Raw genomic sequence first — 25,790 nt, forward strand, 5'->3', positions numbered from 1 at the left:
GACATACAAGCATGGAAAGCGAAACAATTATCTCCGACCAATTTTATACTGCAAAAAGTGCCGTTCGCACAGATTCATTAACCAATAAAATATTTAATTCTCAGAGTACGTCGTCTAAGGCATTTGTACACAGGCCGGCCAGCAAACTTGGACTTTCTATTGTAGTAGGAACGTTTGCCTTAATGATTGCAGGAGCTTTTTCTGTTTATCATTTGCAAGAAGATTTTGAAGCATTCCAAATGGAAAGAATCAATTCTTCGTGGGGACTTCCGTTTTTAATAATTGCTACGCTTTTATTTTTTTATCAAACAGGAGTGTTTTTGTATAACTCTTATCTATATCTTGGATATAAAGCGATTCCGTCGGTTTCAGACGATTTGCTTCCAACTTGTACCGTGATTGTTCCGGCTTACAACGAAGGGAAATTAGTTTACAATACTTTATTAAGTCTTGCAGAGAGTGATTATCCAGCTCATAAAATCCAACTTTTGGCTATTGATGATGGAAGTAAAGACGATACTTGGTACTGGATGCAAGAAGCAAAAAAGAAACTGGGAGATCGTGTAACCATCTTTCAGCAACCAAAAAACCAAGGAAAACGTCACGCATTGTACCGTGGATTTAATCTAGGAACCGGAGAAATCTTTGTAACGGTAGATAGTGATTCTATTGTGAAAAAAGATACTTTGAGAAATTTGGTGAGTCCGTTTATGGTAAATGAAAAATGTGGTGCCGTTGCCGGAAATGTACAGGTTCTGAACAATGAAAAAGCTATTTTGCCAAAAATGCTGAACGTAAGTTTTGTAATGAGTTTTGAATTTATGCGTTCTGCCGAAAGTAGAGTAGGTTCTGTTTTGTGTACGCCAGGCGCTTTGGCAGCTTACAGAAAAGATGCTGTATTTAACTGTCTTCCTGAGTGGATCAACCAGACTTTTATGGGACAACCGTCTGACATTGGAGAAGACCGCGCTATGACCAATATGATTTTAAAACAAGGATTGCATGTATTGTTTCAGCGTAATGCAGTTGTATTGACCAATGTTCCTGAAGATTATAAAGGACTTTATAAAATGTTTATCAGATGGAGCAGAAGTAATGTTCGTGAAAATCTTGCAATGGCAAAGTTTGTTTTCAAAAACTTTAGAAAAGAATCAAAAGTAGGAGCGAGACTGTTGTTTTTAAATCAGTTTTTCAAAATTGCAATGACGTATCCATTCCTGTTGTTTATGTTCTTTTTTATTGCGGTTCATCCTGCTTTATTTTTAAGTTCAACATTTTTAGGAATTTTGATTCTGTCAACCTTTTCGATGATATTTTATGCTAAAAGATACAATCTTTCAGAGTCTTTCTGGGCTTACTCTTACAGTGTTTTTTACACCTTCAGTTTATTCTGGATCGCGCCTTACGCAATTGCGACAGCAAGCAAAAGAGGATGGCTTACAAGAGGTCTTTAAGATATAAAAATGGAATATTTTAAAATTAAAATATATTCCTTCCCCAAGTGAATATCTTTCTTTTTTTTAAAGAAGAACAGCTGCAAATAACTTTTGCAGCTGTTTTTGTTTTATAATAACCTGTTGGGTGAAATAGAATAAAATAGCTTAACTCAAAATTAAAATCTAATTTAATCTGCTGAAATCTTTTAAAATCTGCGTGAAATTCTTTTACTTATAAATTTTTCACGCAGATTCATACAGATTAAAGCAGATTTAGACAGATTTATACATAAACTGATTTAATAGAGTTGAAAAAAATAATTCCACCGAACGGGTTAATAATATTGTTAGAACACTTATTCCGATTCAAGCGAAGCGATAATCTGTTTTTTCATTGTGGTATGAATGTAATCCAGAACTTCGGCATACGAAATTCCGAAACGGCGTTCGATATTTTGAAAATGCTTCGGAAACTGACCTAAAATTTTGTCGTAATAGATTTCAAGCTGTTCCTGCGAAGGCAGATCGTATTTTAAGCGAAGCTGAAATCTTCTTAGAAGTGCGCTGTCAATAATATCATAATGATTTGTAGCACAGATCAGCAAACTGTCTGAAGGAAAATAATCAAACAACTGAATAATTGTATTGACTAGACGACGCATTTCGGCTACGTCTTTGTCTTCGCTGTCACGGCTTTTTCCGATTTGGTCAAATTCATCCAGAAACAAAACCGCTTTTTCCCGAATTGCTTTGTCAAAAACTGCTTTTAAGTTTTTAGATGTTTCTCCAATTCTTGCGTCAATAATGGTACTGAGATTTATGATGACGATTTTTTTCTGAAGTTTTTGCGCAATTGCTTTTGCTGTAGTCGTTTTTCCACATCCAGAGCTTCCGTGCAGTAAAATCTTATTGTCGGCTTTTAGATTGTATTTTTGAAGTTCTTGAATGTATTGATGTTCCTTAATGATCTGCGTTAAAGCATTTTTATTTTCATCGCTGAAAAACAAATCTTCGAGAGCAATTTTTTCTGTATCGATTACGGTAAGATCATGTAGGTTCATTTTTTGATTTTTTGCTGCAAAAGTAAGGTTTATTCAATATGTTTTTAATTTTCAGGTTCGATTTCACGAATGGCTTATTCTGCCAGATTTTCGTTCCAGATTTCTTTTCCTAAAAAACGGTTTCCGAAGATTGAAGTTCCGATTCGTACCATATTTGAACCTTCTTCGATGGCAATTTCTAAATCTTGTGACATTCCCATCGAAAGTTTTAAATCGGTTATCCTGTCGATTTGGTCGGCATAGATTTGATCACGGATGGTTTTAAGAAGCCGCAAGGAAGGACGCATTTTTTCTTTTTCGACATCTAGAAGGCCAATCGTCATTAAACCTTTGAGGTTTAAAGTTTCATACGATTTTATTATTTTGATGAAATCCAAAACATTTTCTGGTTCTAAGCCGAATTTGCTTTCTTCATAAGAAGTGTTAACCTGCACAAAAACATCCAGTTTTCGGTTCTGATTCAGAAGTTGCTTATGCAATTCATCAGCGAGATTCAGACGGTCAAGAGACTGAATACAGGTAGCATATTTTAAAACATCTTTTACTTTATTTGTTTGGAGATGGCCAATAAAATGACGTTCGGTTGGCAATCGGCTTAAAATGTCGTTTTTATCGCGTAGTTCCTGCATTTTGTTTTCTCCAATTAAGGTTTCTCCGGCTTCAATTGCAATTCTTATTCTATCTGCAGGAACGGTTTTCGTAGCCAATAAAAGCTGCACATCTGAAGGATTTCGTCCCGAAGCTTTGCAGGCATTTTCGATGCGCTGATGCACCTTTAGTAAGTTAAAAATAATTTCGTTTTTCATCTCGCAAATTTAGATTTAATCTGGATTGTGGTTTTAGTCCAGTTTTTGGTATTTATGCTAGTCCAGTTAAAGCAAAAAGTTTCTTTTGAAAATGGGTGTTGTAAAATAGCCCAGACAGAAACGGCATCCTTTTTCTGCCTTCTTTAGGCAGGAAAAGATAAAGTGGATGGCTGGAATAGCTCCTAATTATTATCTTAAATTAGTACACTTCTGCTGGACCAGTATTTTCCGAAAAATGCAAAAACTGGATGATTTTCAACTTCTGAATCCAATATAAATTTGTAGTATAAAAACAATAAAACTATTTCTGATAGTAACTTATAAAATTAAAAAGATGAAAATAGCAGTTTGGGATACTTACGTAACCCGTAAAGACGGAAAAATAATGCACTTTGATATTTTGGTTGACGAAAATGCGAATGATGCCGAACAAGTGTATGAATATGGTAAAAAATACCTAAAAACTGTAGCGCAGGAAGGACAAACGTTATCGTCTAAAGAATGCCGTTTTTGCCATATAGATAAAGCTCCAATCGAGGTTGAAAATCAGATTCGGGCAAATGGTTTCTCTATTATTGAAATGGAAAATTGCAACTAAATTTAATGCCACACGGATAAAACGGATTTGCTATCGCGAAAACGCAGATTAGCGCAGATTTTAAAATCAGTTATTTTCCGCGATAGCGAATCCGTAAAATCCGCGTCTAATTTTTTAGAATTTTCACAAAAGTTTAGAAAGCGCTTTAATGCCTTCTTCCATCTGTTGTTCTGAAAGTGAAGCATAGCCTAAACGAAATCCTTTGACAGTTTTGTTATAACTAAATTTCTTTGGACTCATCAGCTGAATTCCCTGTAATTTCAGTTTTTCATGCACTTGTAAAACGTCGATTTTAGAATTGGGAACAATCCAAAATGCTAGTCCGCCTTCGGGTTTTGTAAAAGTGACTTTGTTCTGAAGATGTTGATTTAAAAGGCTTTCGAAATAATCTCTTTTATTTTTATAAACCAAATTAGCCTTTTTTAGATGACGTTTTATCTTGCCTTCGTTGATGAGGTTTAAAACGGCTTCTTCCATGATGTTATCGCCCTGAACATCAATTATCTTTCTATGTTTAGCTATTTTATGTATGTTTTCTGAAGAAGTTGCCAAATAACCGATTCGAAGTGCAGGCGCTACAATTTTACTGAAAGTTCCGATGTAAATGTAATTTTGTAATCCCGAAAAACTCGATAGAGGCAATACAGGACGATGTGCAAAATGAAATTCGTTATCGTAATCGTCTTCAATTATGGTAAAACCGAATTGATTTGAAAGCTCGATAAGTCTTAATCTTTTTTTCAAAGACAAAGTAACCGTAGTAGGAAACTGGTGATGTGGCGTAACATAAACGGCTCTTATGTTTTGGTGTTCTTGTAGGTATTTTTCAATTTGTTGAATGTCTAAACCGTCTTGTTGGACATCGACCGGAAGTAATGCTGCACCGGCATTTTCAAAAGCCTCCCAAGCAGGTTTGTATCCCGGATTTTCAATCAAAATAGCGTCTCCGGTTTTCAGGGCGCAATGTGCGGCCAGATACATCGCCATCTGACTGCCTCTTGTAATGCAGATTTGATTGTGCGAAATACTCATGCCTCGTTTAAAATTAAGCATTTGAGCAATAGATTTTCTAAACTCTAAATTACCTTGTTCGCTGCTGTATCCCATAAGCTGCCAGCGTGATTTTCGGCTAAAAATTTCTCTGTAAGCACGTGCCAGATCGCCCATAGGAGCCAGACGACTGTCTGGAAATCCGTCATCAAAAACTAAATGCGATTTTGCTGTTTCGATGGTGTTTTCTGTTGCTTCTTTTTTTGTTTTTTTAGGAATGATTTCGGCAAGCGAATCAGTTACAAAAGTTCCTTTCCTGTCAATGGTAACCAGCCAGCCTTCTGCAGTTAGAACATCAAGAGCTTCTATAATGGTATTGCGGTTTACATTTAATAATCCTGCAAGTTGTCTGCTTCCTGGAAGCGCGTTGCCACTGACTAGTTTTTCGGTTTTTATTGCCTCTATAACAGCATCTGCAATTTGAAGATACAATGCTTTATCTGATTTTTTGTTTAACTGAATTTCTAGTGGCCAAGGTCGTAACATCTGAGAGCTATCTTCTAATTGTGAAAAATAATTTACTGCAAATCAAATTTACGGTTTTTAAGACATAGAGAATAGAATATAGAGAATAGAATATAGAGAATAGAATATAGAGAATAGAATATAGAGAATAGAATATAGAATGCAGGAGAAAGAATATTTATAAAGGATAATATTGGATTTTGAAATTTAGAACTTTATTCTTTGTAAGTTTTTTCCATTTTATATATTTGTCTCCATCCCTAAAATAACAACCAAAAAACTTAAACCAATGAAACAAAAATTAACTATTTTATTTTTTATCATCGCAACAGTAGGATTCGCGCAACAATTGCATTACAGAACAGCCGGAACAGTTTATGATTCTGAAGGAAAAAGATTAAACTCGAATGCCGTAAGGGCATATATGGACCAAAGTCCTGAAGCGCTAAAATTGTACAATGCCGGAAGAAGTAAAAAAACATTTGGTAACGTATTTTTTTACAGCGGACTAGCAATTGGAACTCTAAATGTCATTAAGGCGATGGCGACCACAAATATTACTGCCGAAGGAACAGCAGAACGTACTAAAATGACAGGTGCCATAATTGGTGGAATTCTTGTGGTGGCTTCAATTCCGATTAAGATTGGTTATCCTAAAAAAATCAAACAGGCTTTGACTTCTTACAATAGTAAATTGGCTGAAAACACGAATGATTCTGAACCAATTAAAACTACAATTGTAGCTTCTAATAATCAGGTTGGAGTAAGAATCACATTTTAAAAAATTATGGAAGTGAACAAAAAAAAATCTGCTTTAAGCAGATTTTTTTTTGGATTTAACAGCAATTAGACTGTAGCAGGATCATTAATGTCATTGTCAGCTTTTGATGTCAAGTTTGAAAGTTTGTCTTTCAATTTATTGACACAGTCCGATTTCATATCAGCGATTTTGTTTCTTAAATCTTCACCTTTTTCTGGTGCATATAATACTCCAAGAGCGGCTCCTATTGCGAATCCTCCTAAAAGGACACATATTGTTTCTGTATTTTTCATGATTTTAAATTTAAATTAATACTAATTAATCAACTGCAAACTCCGGGTCTGCGGTATTTTTATCGTCTTTATAAAAGGGTTTTTCGTCCTCATGATCTAAATTGTAACTGTCGTGAGGATTATGATCGTCGTGCGTTGAAAAAGGCGTATTGTCTTCTGCCAGATTCAGGCCGCTTTCTATGATTTTTTCTTCAGATTCGTTTTGGGTTGCATTTCGGTAATTTGTATCAGGATTGTTTCCCGATGTAAATTCTTGATCCAAATCTTCATTTTCGTTTGCCGTATAAATATGGTCTGGCGTACATTGGTAATTGATATCATTTTGTATGAAATCGTTCATCAAATCTTTTTTCATGGCTCCAAGTTTTAAGTTAAATGATGTCATACAAAATTTGCAAATCTGAATCAAAATATTTTACAGAATTCAATTTAAAACTTATAATATTTTTAAAATCAGATTTTTGAATTCAGCATTTAAACTGTGAGCATAAAAGTTTCTTTGTTGAGATTGGCAGTATGAAACTGCCAGTTTACCGTAACTACTTTTTGCAATACCCTTTTTAATTCATTAAAATTGTTAGGCTTCTTGATGTAAATGTTGGCACCAAGAATAAATGCGTTATCAATATCTTCTGTGCTCGATGAAGTCGAATAGATGGCGACAGATAAGTTTTTAAGTTTTTCGTCTGCTCTAATTTCTTTCAAACAATCAATCCCGTTTTTTCTAGGCATATTCAAATCTAAAAATACAATCGAGGGAAGTGTCGTCTCAGGGTGTAGAAGATAGTCCATTAATTCCTGGCCATCGTTAAGCATTTTTAATTTATACCGCAGTGAAGTGCTTTCAAATGCTTCAGAAAAAAACAAACGGTCATCTGGATCATCATCAGCTAAGAGAATTTGTATAATATTATCAGCCATTTTTTATTAAAATTTTGATTAAACAAGTTTAATTGGTCGGTAATGGAATTTAGCTTACAAAAATTGCGTTTTTAAAAATGTATTCGGTTATAGGATTTGGGTTAATTCTTATATTATTTTAAGGTTTGGCATTTAAAGCCCTTCAGAAAGGTTTTAGAATTAATGAATGCAAAACATTATTACAGTAAGAGTAAAGTAGCATTTTACGATTGTAAACAATTGTCAAATGTCGGAGTAATCGTTAAAATATTGAATAATAACGATTTTATATAGATCAAACTAACCGATTAATTGTGAGTTGTTTATTGCTTTTACAATGAATTTTATTTTACTTACTCCAACCGAATTTGCTGATTTATAGAATATCTATACTACTTTTGGCAAAAATTAAAAAAATGACAAAAGTTTATCTGGCAGTACTGGGCTTAATCAGTGCGGCTTTAAACGCTCAGGCACAAAACGATTCGATCATTAATATTGATGAAGTGATTATTCAGGATAACCGTTTCAGCACTCCGATTTCAAAGAAAAACCGAAATATATACGTTATTGATAAAACCGTAATCGAAAAACTTCCAGGACGATCCATTCAGGAAGTGCTTCAATATGCCAATGGTGTAGACATTCGTCAAAGAGGTCCTTTCGGAACTCAGGCAGATGTCAGCATAGACGGAGGAAGTTTCGAGCAAACAGTTGTTCTTTTAAACGGAACCAAAATCATTGATCCACAGACGGCACACAATATGCTTAATATCCCGATTCCGGTTGAGGTAATTGAGCGAATCGAAATTATTCGAGGTCCCGCAGCCTTTATTTATGGCGTAAACAGTCTTACAGGAGCTATTAATATTATAACCAAAAAGCCTACAGAATCTGGTGTTTTGGTAAGTTCCTATGCTGGTTCGAATTTTGAAAAAGATTCGCAAGATACGGGAGACACTTTTTTTGGAACCGGAATTCAGCTTGGAGCAGTTTTAAGTAAAGAAAAACACCAGCATTCGATTTTTGCTTCTCATGATAAAAGCAACGGATACCGCTACAATACCGCATTTGAGAATAATAAGATTTTTTATCAGGGAAATGTACAGTTGAATGATTCTAATGAAATTTTAAGTTCATTCGGTTATATCAACAATGGTTTTGGAGCAAACGGATTTTATGCTGCACCGGGTGACATAAATTCAAGTGAAGTAGTACAGACTACTTTTGCCAATCTCCAGTCGAAACATGCAATTACTGAAAACTGGAAAATCATGCCGAGAGTAAGTTACCGATACAATTATGACGATTATCGTTATTACGGTATTGCAAATCTGAATGCCGGCAGAAGCCAACACTATACCAATTCTATTGCGGCAGAATTGAATTCTACAGTAAAACTTTCTAAAGGCGAAATTGGTTTTGGTGCCGAATTTAGAAATGAGGATATTCATTCTTCAAACATTGGGGATCATGATCGTGATAATGTCGGGATTTATGCCGAATACAGAACAAATTTTTTCGAAAAACTAAGTGTAAATTTAGGGACTTATCTTAATTACAATTCAGATTATAAATGGCAGGTTTATCCTGGAGTTGATGCGAGTTATGAAATTACAGATGAATTCAAAATCATTGGTAATGTGGGTACAAGCCAGCGAATTCCGTCGTTTACAGATTTGTATTTAAAACAGACCGGAAATGTCGGAAATCCTGATTTAGATTCTGAAAATGCTTTTCAGAGTGAAATTGGTTTTAAATTCAACAGAAGAAAATTTACTTTCAATGCAAATTACTTCTACAGAAAAATAACCAATTACATCGATTGGACTCGAATGGTTACGACAGTAGCTTGGCAGAGTCAGAACACAGGCGACTTAAGCACAAATGGCGTAAATCTTCGCAGTACGTACAGAATTGATTTCTCTAAAGATTCGAGACTGAATTTTGTTTTAGGTTATTCGTATCTAGATGCCGAGTTCAAAAATTCTAGAACCGAAATTTATTCAAAATACCTGATTTCTTCATTAAAGCATCAACTGACCAATACGATCGACTTTCAATACAAAAAATTGTCGGTATTGTTTGCAACTCGTTTTAACGAAAGAGTCACTGGACCTTCTTATTGGATAAATGATTTCAGAATAAGTCAGTCTATAGAAAAGTTTACTGTTTTTGCAGATGCTCAAAATATATTCAACACTACTTATTATGAAGTTGGAGCAGTTCCGTTGCCTTCAAGATGGTTTAGTTTGGGTGTGAAATTTGTGACTTTCTAACGAAAAATAAAATATAGAAATCTACTTTAGGTGTTCAGTTTTTGAACACCTTTTTTTTGTTTTCAAAATTTTGTACAAGCCTTTTTTTAAGAGTTTGATTTTTGAAAACCTGTTTTTTATAAAGATAATACTATATTTGCGCCAGATTTTGGTCTGTTTTTATAAAATTTTTATTAAAAACAGTTAAAAGGGAATCAGGTGTAAATCCTGAACAGGCCCGCTACTGTAAGTTCTATACAAGTCTTTAAACAATTACTAATGCCATTGTTCCGCTTTGCGGGATGAGAAGGCCGTTTAAAGATGGAACAAGTCAGGAGACCTGCCAAGATCACATAGTTTGAGACTTTCGTGGTAAGAAGTTGAGCAACAAGAAACGACCTGTTATTAGGATAACGGGATTCTTTTCACATGGTTCTATATATCACAGAAAGTTTATTTAATTAAATTAGTGATGTTTAAAACCAAAGACTTTTTACTTTTTTTTGTTTTATTTTTTCCGTTTTTACTGTATTCGCAGGAAACGGCAGATAGTCTTCGTGTTTTAAAAGAAGTAATTTTAAAAGCCAAACCTTATCAGGAAGTTATTCCGGTTCAGACGCTTTCGGGTAAAATGCTCGAAAATCTGGCCAGTCATAATGTTGCCGATGCGCTTCGCTATTTTGCGGGAACACAAATAAAAGATTATGGTGGTTTGGGCGGACTAAAAACGGTTGATGTCCGTAATATGGGTACGCACCATGTCGGCGTTTTTTATGATGGAATCCAGCTTGGAAATGCGCAAAACGGCGTAACCGATTTAGGTAAATATTCTCTGGATGATATGGAATCGCTGACGTTGTATAACGGACAGAAAAGCGAAATATTCCAATCTGCCAAAGATTTTTCGGCAGCATCTACTATTTATTTGAGAACCAAAAGGCCTGTTTTTGAAGGAAGCAAAAAGAGCAATCTGCTTTTTCGTTTCAAGACAATGTCTATCAATTATTACGATCCTTCTTTTAGATGGGAACAAAAAATAAGCGATAAAGTAAGTTTCAGCCTCAGCTCAGAATACATAAAATCAAACGGAGAATTCAAGTTTAGATATACCCGAAAAAATCAGGATGGTTCTACCGCTTATGATACTACTGCGATAAGACATAACAGCGATATAGAAGCGCTTCGAATTGAATCTGGCCTTTACGGAAAAATAAAAAACGGTTCTTGGGATGCCAAAGTCTATTATTACGATTCAGAAAGAGGAGCGCCTGGTGCAATTGTAGAAAATAAGTTTTCGGATGGATTCAGACAATTCGACAAAAACTTTTTTGCGCAATCTTTTTTAGTCAAAGATTTTTCGGAAAAATATAAGTTTCAGGCCCGTGCAAAATATGCGTATGATTATACACATTACATTGCAAGAGATACGACAAATGTATTAGGCGAAATCGTAACCGAAGGTGCACAGTCTGATGACAGTTACTACCAGCAAGAAGTTTATTTTTCGGCTGTCAATATGTACAGCATTCTTCCTACTTGGGATGTTTCGCTTTCAACAGATTTTCAATACAATAAATTAAATGCCACAAGACGTGGTATTCAGACACAATTTTCTTTTCCGCAGCGTTATACGGCCTTGTTTTCTTTGGCAAGCTCTTATAGAATTGGAGGTTTTAAGGTTTTAGGAAATGTACTCGGAACTTTTGTTCAGGAAGAAGTTCGTTACAATGCCAAAGCTCCCGATAAAACCGAATATACGCCTGCCTTGTTTTTAGGGTATACGCCCTTTAAAAAACACGATTTCAATTTAAGAGCTTTTGCGAAACGCATTTTCAGGATGCCGACTTTCAATGATTTGTACTACACAATGGTAGGTTCCAGCACACTCAGACCTGAGTATATGAACCAATACGATATCGGTTTTACCTATAATTTACCTCAGAATCATTACTTTTTTGATAAACTTTCGTTTCAGGCAGATGCTTATTATACCGATACAAAAGACAAAATCGTAGCGGCGCCAACCGGAAATTTATTCCGTTGGATGATGACCAATATGGGACAAGTTCGAGGTAAAGGAATCGAAACGGTTTTGAATATCGGCAAGAACATCAATACACTAAGCTTAACAGCAAATCTGACTTATACTTACTCAGAAAGCCGTGACTTTACTAAATTCCGCGGATTAGAAATGTCTTCTTATGGAGACCAGATTCCGTACACGCCGTGGCACAGCGGTTCGGGGATTTTTAATGCTGGCTATAAATCGTGGAATTTTAACTATAGTTTTATTTATGTCGGAAAACGCTACAACGGAAATGTCAACAATATAAAAGTAAACGAAGTTCAGCCTTGGTATACACACGATTTAGCGGTACAGAAATCATTTGCCTTCAACGGTTATAAATTGAATACGGCTATTGAGGTAAACAATACGCTCAATCAGCATTATGAGGTGATCTACAATTATCCGATGCCAAGACGGACTTTTAAATTTATAATCAGTATAGCGTTATGAGAATCAGATTCATAAAAAAACTAATAAGCTTATTTATAGTTCTTGCTTTTGTTTCCTGCAGAGAAGACGAAACTATTTTTCTTTCTTCTGATAAAAGTGTCGCTGCTCCGAGAAGTGATGGAAATTTAGAAGGTTTTTATCTTCTTAACGAAGGCAATATGGGGATGAATCGTGCCAGTATTGATCTCTTTAATTACAGGACAGGAAATTATACTACCGATATTTACTCAGAAAGAAATCCGTCGGTTGTAAAAGAATTGGGTGATGTCGGAAACGATATTCAAATCTACGGAAACAAGGTTTATGCTGTCATTAATGTATCCAACAAAGTAGAAGTTTTAGAAAAATGGACTGCAAAACGCATCAAAAAAATAGACATTCCAAATTGCCGTTATGTGGCATTTTATAAAGGCAAAGCTTATGTAAGTTCTTATGCGGGGCCAGTCGCCATAGATCCTAATGCCGAAATTGGTTTTGTGGCCGAAATTGATACCACTTCTTTAGAAATAAAAAGAAAAGTAACTGTTGGTTATCAGCCCGAACAAATGGTGATTCATAATGGTAAATTGTATGTAGCAAATTCAGGAGGCTACAGAGTTCCGAATTACGACCGCACTATTTCTGTAATTGACTTAGAAACTTTCACAGAAATTAAAAAAATAGACGTCGGAATCAATCTTTACAGCATGCAGATTGACAGTCGTGGCGATATTTATGTTAGTTCAAGAGGAGATTATTACAATACACCTTCCAATTTATTTGTGATTGATACACAAACAGACCAGAAAAAGCAACAGCTTGATATTCCGGTTTTAGGAATGTGTTTGGTGGATGACCTGCTTTATTATTACAGCGTTTCTTGGAGTTATCTGACGAATAGTAATGAAATTACTTATGGAATTCTCGACACCAAAACTAAAAAAATCATCAGCGATAAAATCATAACCGACGGTACCGATAAACAGATCATGATTCCGTACGGACTTAAAGTTAATCCCGAAACAAAAGAAATCTATATTACCGATGCCCAAAATTATGTCGTAACGGGATATATCTACTGTTTTACACCTGAAGGAAAATTGAAATGGAAAACAACTGCTGGAAATATTCCGGCGCATATTGCTTTTATAACTAAAAACTAAAACCATGCAGCTACAATTTTTAAAACCTTTTAGACTGGTACTTTTTTTATTTACCGCGCTAGTGCTGACAAATTGTTCAGGAGGTGATGATAATGATTCTCCTTCGAATGAAAACAAGACAAGAGAGCTTAAAACAGAAGTTTTCAGTCTGATTTCGTTACACTCCGAAATTGTTGCAGGTTCTGAAGCTGTTTACAAATGGACAATCGTAAAAGTCCCTTCTGAAAATTATTCTTTGCCAAATACAGATGGAAAAGAAATTTTGTTTGCTTCCGCAGAAGCTGGAATCTATGAACTTAAAGTTACTGTAACGGAGAACGGAAAAGTACAAGAAGAAAACATAAAAATTACTGTGGGTGTAGCTGTTAAAGAATTAAAAAGCTTTATTTCTAAAGTATATGAATTTAAACCAGCTCCAGGTCAATTTGTAAATGATTTGCCAGTGGCGAATGATGGAGATACGGCAGAAAGAATTTTGACCAGAGCCAATAATTATCTGGCTAAAAAGAATGGCGACTTGATTTCGCTTGGCGCATTTGGAGGTTATGTCGTTTTTGGTTTTGATCATAGTATTGTAAACCTTAAAGGGAAACGTGATTTTAGGGTTTTAGGCAATGCTTTTTGGGCAGATGCAAATCCGAATCCAGACGCGACTATGCGTGGCGGAAGCAGTGAAGCCGGAGTTATCATGGTTTCATATGATAAAAATAAAAACGGACTTCCGGATGATGAATGGTACGAAATTGAGGGTGCTGGGCATAAAATGGAAAAGACAGTCAAGAATTATGAAATTACCTATTTCAGACCGGATCCTAACAAAATTCCAGTTCCGGGTGGTGGTACAGGAACGGTGCTTTTTACCGACATGGAATATATCTATTGGAAAGATAATCAAGGAAAAGATGGTTATCTAGCGCAGAATAATGCTTACAACCATTCTTTGGAATATTGGCCGAAATGGTTGAAAGATCAGGCATCAATTACTTTTAAAGGAACAAGATTGCCGGATAATGCAGTAGACGAAAGCGGCAACGGAAGCTATTTTGTTCAGTATGCCTTTTTGTATGGGTATGCAGATAATGCTCCAAACAATGACAACGATTCGGCAATAGATATTGACTGGGCAATCGACAGTAAAGGAAACAAAGTAAATCTTCCTGCAATTGATTTTGTAAAAGTTTACAATGGTTTAAATCAGCAAGCTGGCTGGCTTGGCGAAACTTCAACGGAAATAATGGGGGCGAATGACTTGCATCTTTTAGGCGAAAATATTCCGACCAGATAATTTTTTAACTAGTATCAAATCAAAAATAGAATATCCAAATTATGAAAAAAAATGTTACCCGAATTTTAGCGCTGATAGGTGTATTTGCCTTTATCGGATGCAGCAGTGACGACAAAGACGAAAATGCAAATGTGATTGATATTACACTTCAAGAAAAATATGAAACGCCAACTTTTACGGTTTTAGATATTACAACTTCAGATGCTGGTGCGACTGCAAAATATGAATGGATTATGACTAAAAATCCAGTAAACCAAGTAACAGATTCGATTGTCGGAAACACGAAAGATTTAGTTTTTACCGCTATTTATGCGGGTTCTTATGAATTTACTTTGAATGTAACGGCAGACAATAAAAAAGGTAGTAAAAGTACGATTGTAAACGTATCAAACGAAACCGCTGATTACAACCCGTATATAACCCGCATTTTTGATTTTGATCCTGCCCCAGGAATGTTTGCAAATGATTTGTACAAAGACGGTTTTTCTAAAGAAGATGTTATGAAAACAGCTTTAGGGAGAATCGATAAAACAAGTGTTGGTTATTTACTGGATTTAGGAGGTTTCGGAGGTTCAATTGTGGTTGGTTTTGATCACACTGTCGTGAATGTTCCAGGAATAAACGATTTTAGAATTTATGGAGGAGACGTCACAAATCCGACAGGAGCAAAAGCAAATCCGCCGGCACCAGGATTGATTTTTGTCGCATATGACAAAAATAAAAACGGAAAACCAGATGAAGAGGAATGGTATGAAATCATCGGAAGCCAACACGCTAAATCGACTACAGTAAAGAATTTTAAAGTTACTTATAATAAAAAAGCAGCAGGAGAACCTTTGGTAACTTCAAGTGCTCTTTGGACAGATTACGAACACGTTTATTGTGAAAATAATCAAGATAATAAATACTATTTGGCGAGGCCAAGAGGTAAAAAAGAATTTTATCCTTTATGGGCTACTCAAACTACAGTTAGTTATGAAGGTTTAAAACTTAATGTTGATTTTAAAACCGCAAGAGCAGGTCAGACAACACTATGGTATTCAACTCCACCCGAATGGGGATATGCAAATGCTATAAACCCAGATATCGATATCGATTGGGCTGTAGATAAAAACGGGAATAAAGCCAATCTTCCTGGAATCGATTTTGTAAAAGTAGTGAACTGCGTAAGCGAACCAATGGGACTATGTCAGCAGCAATCTTCAATGGCAACTGTTTTTGCAGGAGCTGGAGACCTTCATATACTTAAAAAATACAATCTAAAAAAAGTGAACTAAGACCATGAAAAAGTATTTAAAATATAGTGTAGCGCTAATTGCTTTTGTTTCTTTTAATGCCTGCAGTAGTGACGATTCAAAACAAGAAGAAGTAATAGAACCTGCTAAAGATCCTGTAATTGCTTTAAAACTGGCTTCAGAATTTGCTGTGGACAAATATAATGCGGTAGAGATTGCTCCAGAAGTGACCATAGACAATGCTGCCGGAAAAGCGGAAACATACCAATGGTCTATTAAAGTTACAGGGAAAGATGGTGTTGCAAAAGATTCGATTATCGGAGACAATAAAACATTACTATTTATTGCAGCAAACGTTGCAGATTATGTAGTAAATCTTAAGATTAAAGTGGATGAAATTGAGAAACAAGCTTCGACAAAAGTTACTGTTTCTGAAACTGGTAAAACCTACACTGCAAAAGCCTTAACGCTGATTGATTTTTTACCCGCACCTGCACATAATATAGATAATTACAGTACAAAACAAGAAGCTTTTGAAGCAGCTCAACAAAGTATAAAAGACGGTGGTTCTGTTTATTTGGGAACATTTGGAGGATACATTGTAACTGCTTTTGATCATACTGTTATTAATGTGTACGGAAAAAGAGATTTTACAGTGCAAATGGCGACTGGAGCAACAGCAGTAAAACTTTCTCCTGTAAGTATCGCAGTCGCATACGATGCGAATAAAAACGGAAAAGCAGATGAAAATGAATGGTATGAAATTGCAGGAAGTGAGTACCATAAATCGACTACAGTAAAAAATTACGAGGTTACTTATCACAAACCTAATCCAAGTGCTAGTCCAGTAGCTGGATCATTACCTTGGCAGTACGATACCGAATATCTATCATGGACAGATAATAAAAACGGATCAGGTAAAATTACAAAAACACTTAACAATAGAAGAGTTAATTATTATCCAGAATGGCAGGGTGACACTTATACATTAAAAGGGACAAAAGTATTTATACCTACAAAAGATGTGAGTGATGGTGCAGGAACAACTTTTAATGTCGGAACTTTTGAATGGGGTTACGGCGGTATTAAAGACCCTTCAATAGATATTTCTTGGGCAGTAGATAAAGACGGAAAAAAAGTTCATTTACCTGGAGTCGATTTTGTAAAAGTATATGTTTCTACTTTCACGGCTTTGGGTTCCGCTGGTGTTTTGACCAATATGTACGACGAGGTTTCCGATATAAATTTCCCGAAGAAATAATTTTTACACAACGAGAAATAAAGAACTACCTAAAAAAGATTATTAACCCTTAAATTTTATAAATCATGAAGAAAGTAATTTACTTATTGACGTTTGGTTTGATGCTCGGACTTGGGTCTTGTAGCAATGACGAAGATCTTTTGATTGACGGCAGCGCATCGGCAGTTGCACATTCTGGTAAAACGGCAAAAACAGCTGTTACAGATCCAGCTATTGGAACAACGACAACGCTTAATCTTACGAGTGCTTTATTAACCAGTGGTATTACAACAACCGGTGGTAAATATTGGGAGAATACTTATGTGTCTAATACGCAGTTGAATGTAGATATTTTTACCTTTTCACATTCAGCAACGTCAGCAGGATACAATTATTGGGATGGTTTTATAGTTTCTAATGTAAACGATATTACAGATTACGGCTCTGGTGCAGGTCCGGGTGGATCAGACGGTTGGGTGCCTCATCAATGGGGGACAATGGCAGGAAGCGGTTTCGGGACTTCGTCAACAATTGCTGCCGGAACTCCAGGAACAACCGGAGATCCGTATATCGTAGCGTATTGGTCAAGTTATCTGGATCCGAAACTTCCTGAAGGAACTACTTTCAGCGAAAGCGATTTTTCAAACTGGATTAAAGTAGGAAATACAGGTTTGTATGAAGTAAAAGGATTAAAAATTAATATTCATCCATGGCCATATTACGGCTGTCTAAATGGCGATGGTTTTGCGCAACCTTTTGCAACAGGTGATCATTTTGAACTGTTGATTTATGGTGTTGATGAAAACGGAATCATAAGTAATCCGATAGTGCATTCTTTAGCAGATTACACAGGGTCTTCGTTGGTTATGCCAACCGGCTGGGTTAACGTAAACACAACCAATCTGGCAAGTCTTGGAAAGGTACAATATCTTATTTTCCAAATGGCATCAACAGATTCTCATCCGATTTATGGTATGAATACAGCAGCTTATTTCTGTTTGGATAAGCTTTCTGTAAAACGTGTTGATTAAATTTTTTTCAACAATTAGATTTAGTTATGTAAAAAGAGTTGTCTGAAAAGACAGCTCTTTTTTTATCGTTTTGTTTTTTTTATAATTTCTTTAAGGGATAACCATTGTTCGTCTTTAATAATGAGTTGAAATCCTTCTTGTGTGTGATGTCCTGAGAAAAAGAGCACAGGCATTTGTTTTTGAGCTTTTGGATTTGTTTCCTCGTTTCCGTCTCTTTCGATTGTATGGTTTAGAGAGCAGAATACTTCGGTGACCTTTCCATTTTTTCGAGCGATTATGTTTTTAGTATCCCACGCGTAACCCCAATATATTTTATTCTTTTCAATTATGACCGGATTAATATAAAGCAGTATTTTGTCTTTTCCTGTCTGCAAATTTTGATCTTGAATCGTATAATTGACACCATCTTCCTCACCAATTGCCTCATATATTTCGGGTTCCGGATCGTCATCGAGATTGATGAACCAACGATGATGAATAGTGTTTAGATTATTCTTTACTTTTTTAATTGTTTTGTATTCAGATGAAACCCAATATTCGTTTGCAATACCTGTTGTGTCCGGTTTTGCTATACAAATAAAATCAAGAACTTTATCTCCTGTAAAATCGATAGTTTTTACGCTGTCAATTTCTTCTCCGATATGTTTTTTAAGTTCGTCCGTCAATGGGATTGTTTTTGGTTTTATAATCGAAATTTCAGGATCTGCCTGTATCGAATCTACTTCTTCCGATTTTAGACTATCTATTTTTTGTTCTTCCTTCACAGAATTTTCAGAATCGGTTTTTTTTTCCGAATTATCCTTACAGGAACTAAAAAGTACAATCAGAATGATACAGGTTATAAAGTGATTTTTCATTCAGTTTTTTGGTTTTTAATTTGATTTTTTAAGGGCATTTTTTCTGCAATAAGTATCGTTTGCTTTTTATTCAATCTAAAAAATGAATCTATATGATTTCATCAAAAATAATAAAAACAGGACAAAACAAATAGTTGTAAAAAAACGAATTTTTATCTTAAATCATCTTCAGCTCAGCAGGCAAAATTTCCGTTTGAGGGCTAAAATATACCGCTACAGTTAATTTTTACAGAAATAAGAAGCCTTATTAAGCAATTTTGTAATAATAAAAACTAATAAATTGTTTTATGTCTTCATCACTTACTATAATCGCCGCTACCAATTTTTCAGAAACCGCCAATAATGCCGTTACCTATGCGGCCGGACTTGCAAAATCGACCGGAGCAAAACTTATTTTATTCAATTCCTTTTCTTTAAGTGTCCACAGTGCCAATTCGCTTATTTCTGCTGAAGCAATGCAGCAGCAAATCGGAAAACAGTCTAAAAAGCTGGAAACATTAGGTGAAGATATTTCCAAGCTTTTTGATCTAGAGGTAAAAACTTCCTGTACGTATTCTTTTGTAGAAGATCAGTTGCAGGTTTTAATAGAAGAATCAAAAGCAGAGTTGGTAGTTATGGGAATGGCAGAACGTTCTTTTGAACAAGATTTGCTCGGTAATACCACTACTTCAGTCATAAAAAACATCAATATACCGGTGCTTGCAGTTCCGTCAACTGCACGTTTTATTAATACCAAAAAGATACTTTACGCAAGTGATTCCCTAAGTTTGTCTTCTATAAAAAGATTCAGCTGGTTGCGAAAGGTGGTTGGTACAATAGGTTTGGAAATTGAATTTTTTAGTGTTGACGAAAGAATAGATGTGTTAAAATCAGAACAGACAGAACTTTTATGGAGTCCTGAATCTGATTTTGATATGGAAAAAGTAAAATATATTTACAAAAGTGTACGTTCTAACGCAGTAATTGATGAAATTTGCAAAGAGATTAAAAGCTATGAAGCTGATATTTTGGTTATGGTACCTCAAAAATACGGATTTTGGGATTCGTTGGTACACAGAAGCAAAACAAGAATAATGGCGGCTGGTCTAGATATTCCTTTATTGTCTTATCCGATGTAAATAGTTAATTATTATGAAAATAAATTACCCTAATAATAATATTGTTGTAATTACCCTTCTACCAGTTTTACTTTTCGTTTCTGGATGTATTTCGGTACTAAAAAACGGAATTCCATTTTCAGTAGACCAAAACAGCTTACTGATTTTGTTTTTGCTGACGGCCAGCGCAAGTTATTTGTTTTTAAAAGATTTGATTTCGGTGTTTATCAGCATGGTTGTTTCTTTAAATACGATTTTGGGGACGTTCTTTTTGATGGACCTCTTCGATGTATGTCTCGATAATTCCGATCTTCCAGTATTTATTGTACTGCTTGGCGTTGCATTTTTAACGAATACTTTTTTATTGCTTTTCATTCATCAAAATAAAAAACCTTCAGAATGGAATGCCGTTGCTGCAGTAACTAAAACGTTAAGTGTTATTTTTCCAGCTGTTGTGCCGGTTTTATTGTTGTTGGTTTTGTTTTCTTTTTCAGATTTGCTTTCACACCACGGGAACGATTTTAAATCGATTATCTCTGTCGGAAGTTTGGTTTTGATTCTAAACAGCGTATTACTGCTTCCAATTTTAAGCATAAAATTGTTGTATCACATTAATGAAGAAAGACAACAAGACGATTTAAAGCTTTCATTTTCGGAGCAGCTGTTGCTGAAAATTAATCTAAAAATAGATATTGCTGCCAAAAGAATCGTCTGGATTACAAGTTCGCTTGTTAGCAATAAAAAAACGGCGGTACTTGTTTTTGCTGCTTTAGCAGCATTTATAGGCAGTGTTTTAGTGTTGCAGTCCGATTTATTGTTTCTTATTGCAGATTCTGATGACAGGATTCTAATGACAGCTTTTCTGGTTTATTTCTTTGCTTTGGTTTATCGCTACAAAAGTTATGCATTGGCAATGATTCCTGCATTAATGATTCTTTCTAATTACATTTTTCTGACCATTTTGTGTTCTTTTTTAAATTGGGAATCCAGTCAATTGATAGAAATGGTGTTTTTCGGAAACATGATTGTTACGGCATTAGGAGCATTTGCTTTTACAGAAATGGTTATTTATAATTTCAAAGAAGAAAAAATGTTAAGTACAGTTGTATTAGATGCGGGTACCACAATTTTTCGCCAACTTTTGGCTTCAACGATTGTGATGCTAGTTTTTGTCTTGTATTCCGTTAATGTAAGTCATGTCGGACAAATCTCATTTTTTGAATTGCTGTCTTCTGGAATCATAGTTTTAGCGGGCTGTATAAGCATTGTGTTCCCTATTATGCTTTTTGGTATTGTATTTTTCAATTTTCATCGTTATTTTGTACAACCTTGTAAAAGGAAAATTAAAAGCATTTATTTCTAAAAACAAAAAAATGAAAGCAGCGATTACAGCAGTAGGCGGCTTTGTTCCGTCTTCTATTTTAAATAACAAAACAATTTCAGAAAGGGTAGAAACAACCGAAGAATGGATTGAAAAAAGAACAGGAATAAAAGAAAGAAGAATTGCAGACCGCGAAAATCAGGCCGTTTCTGATCTTGCGGCTGAAGCAGTTAAAAATCTTCTTGAAAATTATAAAGTTGATCCGTTGGAAGTTGAGGTCTTAATTCTAGCTACCGCAACTCCAGATCATATTCTTACACCAACAGCATCTAAAGTATGCGAAAAAAGTGGCCTTTTAAATGCTTTCGGACAGGATTTAAATGCCGCTTGTAGTGGATTTTTATTTGCTTTGGAAACTGCTTCTGCGATGATAGAAAGCGGACGTTACCAGAAAATAATGGTTGTAGGTGCCGATAAGATGAGTTCGATAGTCGATTATGACGACCGTACGACTTGTATTCTTTTTGGCGATGGAGCCGGTGCGGTTCTGCTTGAAAAAACAGAATCGGGTTACGGATTGCATAAAAGCGTTTTGCGAACAGACGGAACAGGAACTTCGTCACTTTACGTTCCTGCGGGAGGTTCTGCCGTTCCTGCGAGCATGAGTTCTATTGTTCACAGACAGCATTACCTAAAACAGGACGGGGCTTTTGTCTTTAAAAAAGCGGTAGAAGCAATGAGTACAGCTTGTTCTGATGCTTTGGAACTAAATAGCCTTAATAAAGAAGAGGTTGACTGGGTAGTGCCACATCAGGCTAATTTGAGAATCATCAATGCAGTAAGCAATGCACTTGATATTTCGATGGAAAAGGTAAAAGTTAATATCGAAAGATATGGAAATACTACATCGGCTACGATTCCGCTTTGTCTTTGGGATTTTAAAGATGATTTTAAGACTGGACAAAATATACTTATTACCACTTTTGGCGCTGGTTTTTCATGGGGCGCAACTTGTCTGAAATGGGGAACTATGAGAGAACGCAAAAGCGTTACTCAGAAATCTGAAAAAACGGAAGCAATAGAATGCTTATCGTAATCTTTTGAAGAAATCATAATAAATCACTGCTTTTCATTTTTGACTCGAATGTGTTGAGAATAAGCAGTGATTTTAAAATTAAACATGAAATTTAACAGTGTAAATAATACAAAAGGAAGGCTTTTTTTCTACAAATATTACAGGGTTATCGTAATTCCTGCAGTGTTTGTTGTTTATTTATGGTCGTATTTTCTTCTCAATCCATACGATAGAACTGTTGATTCCTTAATTGTAATCGGTTGGACAAAAGACATTCTAATCATCTTGATTTACTGCGCAATCTTGACAGAGTTGAGTCTCTTTGTCGGTCGGAGTCTTAATTATTGGATCAGCTGGGAGCAAAAACCGATTATAAGGGCTATTGCACAGTTTTTCTTTATCATTATCGGAAACAGTCTTTTAAACTATCTTTTTTCATTTCTTTGGTCATTTTTGTATCCGGAGAAACCAAATGAAAGCGAACTTTTAGTGATTTGGCAGTCGAATATTATTGCCGCAATTTTGTCTTTGTTTATCAGCTCATTTCACACAGGGATTTTTCTGCTCAACCGTTGGCGTGTTACGTCAGAAGAAGCGGCGGAATTAAAAATAAAGGCATCGCAGTTGCAAGAAGCGGTAACGCGTTCTGAACTAGAATCTTTGAAACTACAGCTTGATCCGCATTTTATGTTTAACAATTTCAGTACACTGACAGAATTGATTCATGAAGACCAGGAATCGGCGGCTTCGTTTTTAGAAAATATTTCGAGGGTGTACCGATATATGATTTCAAATTTAGACAAAGATACGATTACAGTAAAAGAAGAAATTGAATTTCTAAATGCTTACTTCTATCTCCTTAAAAAACGACTCGGAGAGAAAGTACAGCTTACTATTTCGCTTGACGAAGAACATTTCAAACAAGAATTACCACCTCTTACATTGCAACTTTTGGTTGAAAATGCAGTAAAACATAATAGTGCTACAACCTCAAACCCGCTTTTGATTGCTATTTATTCTGATAATGGAGATATTATAGTAAAAAACAATATGCAGGCCACAACTGGAAAAACTCTGATTTCGACCGGAATTGGAAATAAAAACATTAAATTTAGATATAAAATCCTATTTGATAGACAACCCGAATTTTCGGAGTTGAACGGATTTTATTTTGTGCGACTGCCTTTAATATAAGAATGATGAGAATTTTAATAGTAGAAGATGAAAGTATTAATGCCAGCCGTTTAAAAAGACTGCTGCAGGAATTAGAACCCGACTGCGAAATTCTGGATATTCTCGATACTGTCGAAGGCGCAGTGGAGTGGTTCAAAAACAATTCGATGCCGGATCTTATCACTATGGATATTCGTCTGGCTGACGGTTTAAGTTTTTCTATTTTTGAAAAAGTAAAAATAAACTGTCCCGTTATTTTTACGACAGCTTATGATGAATATGCAATTCGTGCATTTAAAGTTAACAGCATCGATTATCTCATGAAACCAATTGAGAAAAACGAGCTCGAACAGGCGCTGCAAAAATTTAAGTCACTTTCGAAATCGCAGCGAAATAGCGATATCACTGCAATAATAAAAGATTTTGTAACCAAACCAGCATTTCGTCTTCGATTTTTGGTAAACTTTCGCGATGGTTATAAAAGTGTCAATGTTTCAGATATCGATTTTATTTATTCTGAATTTAAAACCTCGCACCTTTTTCTAAAAGATATGACTGTGGTTCCCATTGCCCAGACTATGGAAGAACTGGAAGAAGAACTTGATCCATACCTTTTTTTCCGTGCCAACAGACAGTTTTTTATTCGTGCAGAAAGCATCAAATCCATTTCAAATTACTTCAATTCCAAACTCAAAATCCAGCTCAAAAGAACTGCCGATCATGAGGTGATCATCAGCAGAGAAAAAGCTCCTTTTTTTAAACAATGGATGGATCGTTAGTTTTTTCACTTAAGTGAAATTTATATACTTATTTAGAAACCCGCCAGTTTTTTAAACTTATCGGGTTCTTTATTTTTGGGCACGACTTTCATCTGACGAAAGTATTTAAATCAATGCTTCCTGCCGAAATCACCGCTTAATTTTCTCAGATTATCCATTGATCGTTTCAGTATTAAAAAACGACGTTTGAGTAAAATTCTCCCAAATTAAGGCGGTTTTGAAACGTTTCTTTGTCATCGAATTCTATACTCGTTAAATGATATAAAAATGACAAAACAAATTTTTCTTAATTATATGCCGCTAAAAAAGCTGGCTGTTTTATTACTTTTTGCCAGCCTTTATTCTTGTGGTAAAGCAGGCGAAAATGCCGGCGAATTTGCTGCTCCAAAACCCGAAGTTGACTTTCTTCAAGCTGAATCGTTAACAGGAGAAGTAGATAAAAAATATCCTGGACTTATTGAAGGAAGCGTCAATGTTGATATTAAAGCACAGGTTTCCGGATATCTTGAAGCTATTTATGTTAAAGAGGGCGATTATGTAACCAAAGGACAATCGCTTTTTAAAATTAAAGGAGATGTATTTGCAGAACAAGTAAACAGCAGTCGTGCTTCGTATAAAAGTGCTTTGGCCGCTGTAGCAAATGCAAAACTCGAAGTAGAAAAAATAAAACCGCTTGTAGAAGGAAAAGTATATACCGAAATCCAGCTGAAAACAGCCCAAGCTAATCTTGACGCAGCAACAGCACAGGCAGCACAGGCAAAAGCAGCTTTAGGATCTTCGCAGCTTAATGCTGATTTTTCTTTGATTAAAGCTCCGGTAAGCGGTTATATCAGCAGAATTCCGAATCGTATCGGTAATTTGGTAACGCCAGCAGATGCTGTTCCGTTGACGGTTTTATCTGAGATTAATACTGTTTTTGTTTATTTCTCAATGAGCGAAGCCGATTACCTTTCTTTTATGAAAGATTCGAATTCAAAAAAATCGGTCAGCCTAATTATGGCCGACGAATCGGTTTATGAGCACAAAGGAACTTTAGAAACCGCAAGTGGCAATGTTGACCGTACTACAGGGTCAATTACAATGAAAGCCATTTTTCCAAATCCTAAAAAACTATTGCGATCAGGCGGTTCGGCAAGAATCGTGCTTCAGAATAGTTTGTCTTCAGTCGTTTCTGTTCCAATGGCAAGTGTCAAGGATATTCAGGATAAATTTTTTGTTTTTGTATTGAAAGACAGCAGTAAAGTGGCAATGGTTCCTATTGAAATCGCAGGAAGCGCTGGGAACAACTATTTCGTGAAAAGCGGTGTAAAAAGCGGTGACAAAGTCGCTTTAAATTCTATTGATGTTTTAAATGACGGCATGGAAGTGGTTCCTAAAAATGCCCCAAAAACACCATCAAACAATAATTGA

The 25,790-nt window shown here is 35.5% G+C and carries 23 protein-coding genes and 1 riboswitch; of the genes, 16 read left to right on the top strand and 7 right to left on the bottom strand.

Annotated elements, in window-relative coordinates:
* The first annotated feature begins 11 nt into the window (after positions 1–11).
* Positions 12–1,454 (top strand): glycosyltransferase family 2 protein, encoded by a 1,443-nt coding sequence (locus ACFFLS_RS23960; protein WP_379682888.1) that lies wholly within the window; start codon positions 12–14, stop codon positions 1,452–1,454.
* A gap of 338 nt (positions 1,455–1,792) precedes the next feature.
* Here the strand turns inward: ACFFLS_RS23960 and ACFFLS_RS23965 are convergent, their stop codons facing one another.
* Together ACFFLS_RS23965 and ACFFLS_RS23970 are read right to left on the bottom strand one after the other, a co-directional pair.
* Positions 1,793–2,497, bottom strand: a complete 705-nt coding sequence (locus ACFFLS_RS23965; protein WP_379682887.1) for an AAA family ATPase — start codon at positions 2,495–2,497, stop codon at positions 1,793–1,795.
* Positions 2,498–2,571: 74 nt separating this feature from the next.
* On the bottom strand, positions 2,572–3,303 hold the full coding sequence (locus tag ACFFLS_RS23970) for a YggS family pyridoxal phosphate-dependent enzyme (RefSeq protein WP_379682886.1): 732 nt from the start codon (positions 3,301–3,303) through the stop codon (positions 2,572–2,574).
* Positions 3,304–3,637: 334 nt separating this feature from the next.
* Here ACFFLS_RS23970 and ACFFLS_RS23975 point away from each other — a divergent pair, with 334 nt between their 5' ends.
* Positions 3,638–3,901: a DUF2024 family protein gene (locus ACFFLS_RS23975; RefSeq protein ID WP_379682885.1), complete on the top strand. Its 264-nt coding sequence runs from the start codon at positions 3,638–3,640 to the stop codon at positions 3,899–3,901.
* Between the two features lie 123 nt (positions 3,902–4,024).
* On the opposite strand, the gene pdxR is transcribed toward ACFFLS_RS23975, so the two are convergent.
* Complete coding sequence (gene pdxR / locus ACFFLS_RS23980) at positions 4,025–5,437, bottom strand: MocR-like pyridoxine biosynthesis transcription factor PdxR (RefSeq protein WP_379682884.1); 1,413 nt, start codon at positions 5,435–5,437, stop codon at positions 4,025–4,027.
* Between the two features lie 268 nt (positions 5,438–5,705).
* On the opposite strand from pdxR, the gene ACFFLS_RS23985 reads away from it, so the two are divergent.
* On the top strand, positions 5,706–6,197 hold the full coding sequence (locus ACFFLS_RS23985; protein WP_379682883.1) for a hypothetical protein: 492 nt from the start codon (positions 5,706–5,708) through the stop codon (positions 6,195–6,197).
* Positions 6,198–6,262: 65 nt separating this feature from the next.
* Here ACFFLS_RS23985 and ACFFLS_RS23990 read toward each other — a convergent pair whose 3' ends face one another.
* From ACFFLS_RS23990 to ACFFLS_RS24000, 3 genes are all read right to left on the bottom strand, one after another.
* Positions 6,263–6,469, bottom strand: coding sequence for a YtxH domain-containing protein (locus ACFFLS_RS23990; RefSeq protein WP_379682882.1), 207 nt, complete (start codon positions 6,467–6,469; stop codon positions 6,263–6,265).
* A 25-nt stretch (positions 6,470–6,494) separates the two neighbouring features.
* Entirely contained in the window at positions 6,495–6,824 is a 330-nt protein-coding gene (locus ACFFLS_RS23995; RefSeq protein WP_379682881.1) for a hypothetical protein, read from the bottom strand.
* Positions 6,825–6,943: 119 nt separating this feature from the next.
* Positions 6,944–7,390, bottom strand: a complete 447-nt coding sequence (locus ACFFLS_RS24000; RefSeq protein ID WP_379682880.1) for a response regulator — start codon at positions 7,388–7,390, stop codon at positions 6,944–6,946.
* A gap of 395 nt (positions 7,391–7,785) precedes the next feature.
* Between ACFFLS_RS24000 and ACFFLS_RS24005 the strand changes: the two genes are divergently transcribed.
* From ACFFLS_RS24005 to ACFFLS_RS24035, 7 genes are all read left to right on the top strand, one after another.
* Entirely contained in the window at positions 7,786–9,648 is a 1,863-nt protein-coding gene (locus ACFFLS_RS24005) for a TonB-dependent receptor plug domain-containing protein (RefSeq protein ID WP_379682879.1), read from the top strand.
* 132 nt (positions 9,649–9,780) lie between these two features.
* Positions 9,781–9,989, top strand: a riboswitch (cobalamin riboswitch).
* A gap of 110 nt (positions 9,990–10,099) precedes the next feature.
* On the top strand, positions 10,100–12,145 hold the full coding sequence (locus ACFFLS_RS24010; protein WP_379682878.1) for a TonB-dependent receptor: 2,046 nt from the start codon (positions 10,100–10,102) through the stop codon (positions 12,143–12,145).
* Positions 12,142–13,287 carry a DUF5074 domain-containing protein gene (locus ACFFLS_RS24015; RefSeq protein WP_379682877.1) on the top strand — a complete coding sequence of 382 codons (1,146 nt, stop codon included), beginning with the start codon at positions 12,142–12,144 and terminating at the stop codon, positions 13,285–13,287. Before ACFFLS_RS24010 ends, ACFFLS_RS24015 begins: the two co-directional genes overlap by 4 nt.
* A 4-nt stretch (positions 13,288–13,291) precedes the next feature.
* Positions 13,292–14,572: a hypothetical protein gene (locus ACFFLS_RS24020; RefSeq protein WP_379682876.1), complete on the top strand. Its 1,281-nt coding sequence runs from the start codon at positions 13,292–13,294 to the stop codon at positions 14,570–14,572.
* Between the two features lie 41 nt (positions 14,573–14,613).
* A complete protein-coding gene (locus tag ACFFLS_RS24025) occupies positions 14,614–15,849 on the top strand; it encodes a PKD domain-containing protein (protein ID WP_379682875.1) in 1,236 nt (411 codons plus the stop codon).
* A gap of 4 nt (positions 15,850–15,853) precedes the next feature.
* A complete protein-coding gene (locus ACFFLS_RS24030) occupies positions 15,854–17,068 on the top strand; it encodes a hypothetical protein (protein WP_379682874.1) in 1,215 nt (404 codons plus the stop codon).
* Between the two features lie 65 nt (positions 17,069–17,133).
* On the top strand, positions 17,134–18,078 hold the full coding sequence (locus tag ACFFLS_RS24035; protein WP_379682873.1) for a DUF4465 domain-containing protein: 945 nt from the start codon (positions 17,134–17,136) through the stop codon (positions 18,076–18,078).
* A 62-nt stretch (positions 18,079–18,140) separates the two neighbouring features.
* Here the strand turns inward: ACFFLS_RS24035 and ACFFLS_RS24040 are convergent, their stop codons facing one another.
* Positions 18,141–18,935 carry a hypothetical protein gene (locus ACFFLS_RS24040; RefSeq protein ID WP_379682872.1) on the bottom strand — a complete coding sequence of 265 codons (795 nt, stop codon included), beginning with the start codon at positions 18,933–18,935 and terminating at the stop codon, positions 18,141–18,143.
* Between the two features lie 287 nt (positions 18,936–19,222).
* Here ACFFLS_RS24040 and ACFFLS_RS24045 point away from each other — a divergent pair, with 287 nt between their 5' ends.
* The 6 genes from ACFFLS_RS24045 to ACFFLS_RS24070 all read left to right on the top strand — a co-directional run bounded on the left by ACFFLS_RS24045 (position 19,223) and on the right by ACFFLS_RS24070 (position 25,790).
* A complete protein-coding gene (locus tag ACFFLS_RS24045) occupies positions 19,223–20,053 on the top strand; it encodes a universal stress protein (protein WP_379682871.1) in 831 nt (276 codons plus the stop codon).
* 13 nt (positions 20,054–20,066) lie between these two features.
* Complete coding sequence (locus tag ACFFLS_RS24050; protein WP_379689693.1) at positions 20,067–21,395, top strand: hypothetical protein; 1,329 nt, start codon at positions 20,067–20,069, stop codon at positions 21,393–21,395.
* A gap of 10 nt (positions 21,396–21,405) precedes the next feature.
* A complete protein-coding gene (locus ACFFLS_RS24055) occupies positions 21,406–22,449 on the top strand; it encodes a beta-ketoacyl-ACP synthase III (RefSeq protein WP_379682869.1) in 1,044 nt (347 codons plus the stop codon).
* Between the two features lie 84 nt (positions 22,450–22,533).
* Positions 22,534–23,622, top strand: a complete 1,089-nt coding sequence (locus tag ACFFLS_RS24060; RefSeq protein ID WP_379682868.1) for a sensor histidine kinase — start codon at positions 22,534–22,536, stop codon at positions 23,620–23,622.
* Positions 23,623–23,627: 5 nt separating this feature from the next.
* Complete coding sequence (locus ACFFLS_RS24065) at positions 23,628–24,380, top strand: LytR/AlgR family response regulator transcription factor (RefSeq protein ID WP_379683390.1); 753 nt, start codon at positions 23,628–23,630, stop codon at positions 24,378–24,380.
* A 267-nt stretch (positions 24,381–24,647) separates the two neighbouring features.
* Positions 24,648–25,790: an efflux RND transporter periplasmic adaptor subunit gene (locus tag ACFFLS_RS24070; protein WP_379682867.1), complete on the top strand. Its 1,143-nt coding sequence runs from the start codon at positions 24,648–24,650 to the stop codon at positions 25,788–25,790.

It is taken from the genome of Flavobacterium procerum, assembly GCF_042431625.1.
Lineage (GTDB): Bacteria > Bacteroidota > Bacteroidia > Flavobacteriales > Flavobacteriaceae > Flavobacterium > Flavobacterium procerum.

Bases quoted from the DNA above. Each gene is read 5' to 3' on its own strand.
- ACFFLS_RS24065 (WP_379683390.1), top strand. From the start codon at position 23,628: ATGAGAATTTTAATAGTAGAAGATGAAAGTATTAATGCCAGCCGTTTA.
- ACFFLS_RS24055 (WP_379682869.1), top strand. From the start codon at position 21,406: ATGAAAGCAGCGATTACAGCAGTAGGCGGCTTTGTTCCGTCTTCTATT.
- ACFFLS_RS24050 (WP_379689693.1), top strand. From the start codon at position 20,067: ATGAAAATAAATTACCCTAATAATAATATTGTTGTAATTACCCTTCTA.
- ACFFLS_RS24000 (WP_379682880.1), bottom strand. From the start codon at position 7,390: ATGGCTGATAATATTATACAAATTCTCTTAGCTGATGATGATCCAGAT.
- ACFFLS_RS24045 (WP_379682871.1), top strand. From the start codon at position 19,223: ATGTCTTCATCACTTACTATAATCGCCGCTACCAATTTTTCAGAAACC.
- ACFFLS_RS23975 (WP_379682885.1), top strand. From the start codon at position 3,638: ATGAAAATAGCAGTTTGGGATACTTACGTAACCCGTAAAGACGGAAAA.
- ACFFLS_RS23985 (WP_379682883.1), top strand. From the start codon at position 5,706: ATGAAACAAAAATTAACTATTTTATTTTTTATCATCGCAACAGTAGGA.
- ACFFLS_RS24005 (WP_379682879.1), top strand. From the start codon at position 7,786: ATGACAAAAGTTTATCTGGCAGTACTGGGCTTAATCAGTGCGGCTTTA.
- ACFFLS_RS24035 (WP_379682873.1), top strand. From the start codon at position 17,134: ATGAAGAAAGTAATTTACTTATTGACGTTTGGTTTGATGCTCGGACTT.
- ACFFLS_RS23995 (WP_379682881.1), bottom strand. From the start codon at position 6,824: ATGAAAAAAGATTTGATGAACGATTTCATACAAAATGATATCAATTAC.
- ACFFLS_RS23970 (WP_379682886.1), bottom strand. From the start codon at position 3,303: ATGAAAAACGAAATTATTTTTAACTTACTAAAGGTGCATCAGCGCATC.
- ACFFLS_RS24040 (WP_379682872.1), bottom strand. From the start codon at position 18,935: ATGAAAAATCACTTTATAACCTGTATCATTCTGATTGTACTTTTTAGT.
- ACFFLS_RS24070 (WP_379682867.1), top strand. From the start codon at position 24,648: ATGACAAAACAAATTTTTCTTAATTATATGCCGCTAAAAAAGCTGGCT.
- pdxR (WP_379682884.1), bottom strand. From the start codon at position 5,437: ATGTTACGACCTTGGCCACTAGAAATTCAGTTAAACAAAAAATCAGAT.
- ACFFLS_RS23960 (WP_379682888.1), top strand. From the start codon at position 12: ATGGAAAGCGAAACAATTATCTCCGACCAATTTTATACTGCAAAAAGT.
- ACFFLS_RS24010 (WP_379682878.1), top strand. From the start codon at position 10,100: ATGTTTAAAACCAAAGACTTTTTACTTTTTTTTGTTTTATTTTTTCCG.
- ACFFLS_RS24020 (WP_379682876.1), top strand. From the start codon at position 13,292: ATGCAGCTACAATTTTTAAAACCTTTTAGACTGGTACTTTTTTTATTT.
- ACFFLS_RS24025 (WP_379682875.1), top strand. From the start codon at position 14,614: ATGAAAAAAAATGTTACCCGAATTTTAGCGCTGATAGGTGTATTTGCC.
- ACFFLS_RS23990 (WP_379682882.1), bottom strand. From the start codon at position 6,469: ATGAAAAATACAGAAACAATATGTGTCCTTTTAGGAGGATTCGCAATA.
- ACFFLS_RS24015 (WP_379682877.1), top strand. From the start codon at position 12,142: ATGAGAATCAGATTCATAAAAAAACTAATAAGCTTATTTATAGTTCTT.
- ACFFLS_RS23965 (WP_379682887.1), bottom strand. From the start codon at position 2,497: ATGAACCTACATGATCTTACCGTAATCGATACAGAAAAAATTGCTCTC.
- ACFFLS_RS24060 (WP_379682868.1), top strand. From the start codon at position 22,534: ATGAAATTTAACAGTGTAAATAATACAAAAGGAAGGCTTTTTTTCTAC.
- ACFFLS_RS24030 (WP_379682874.1), top strand. From the start codon at position 15,854: ATGAAAAAGTATTTAAAATATAGTGTAGCGCTAATTGCTTTTGTTTCT.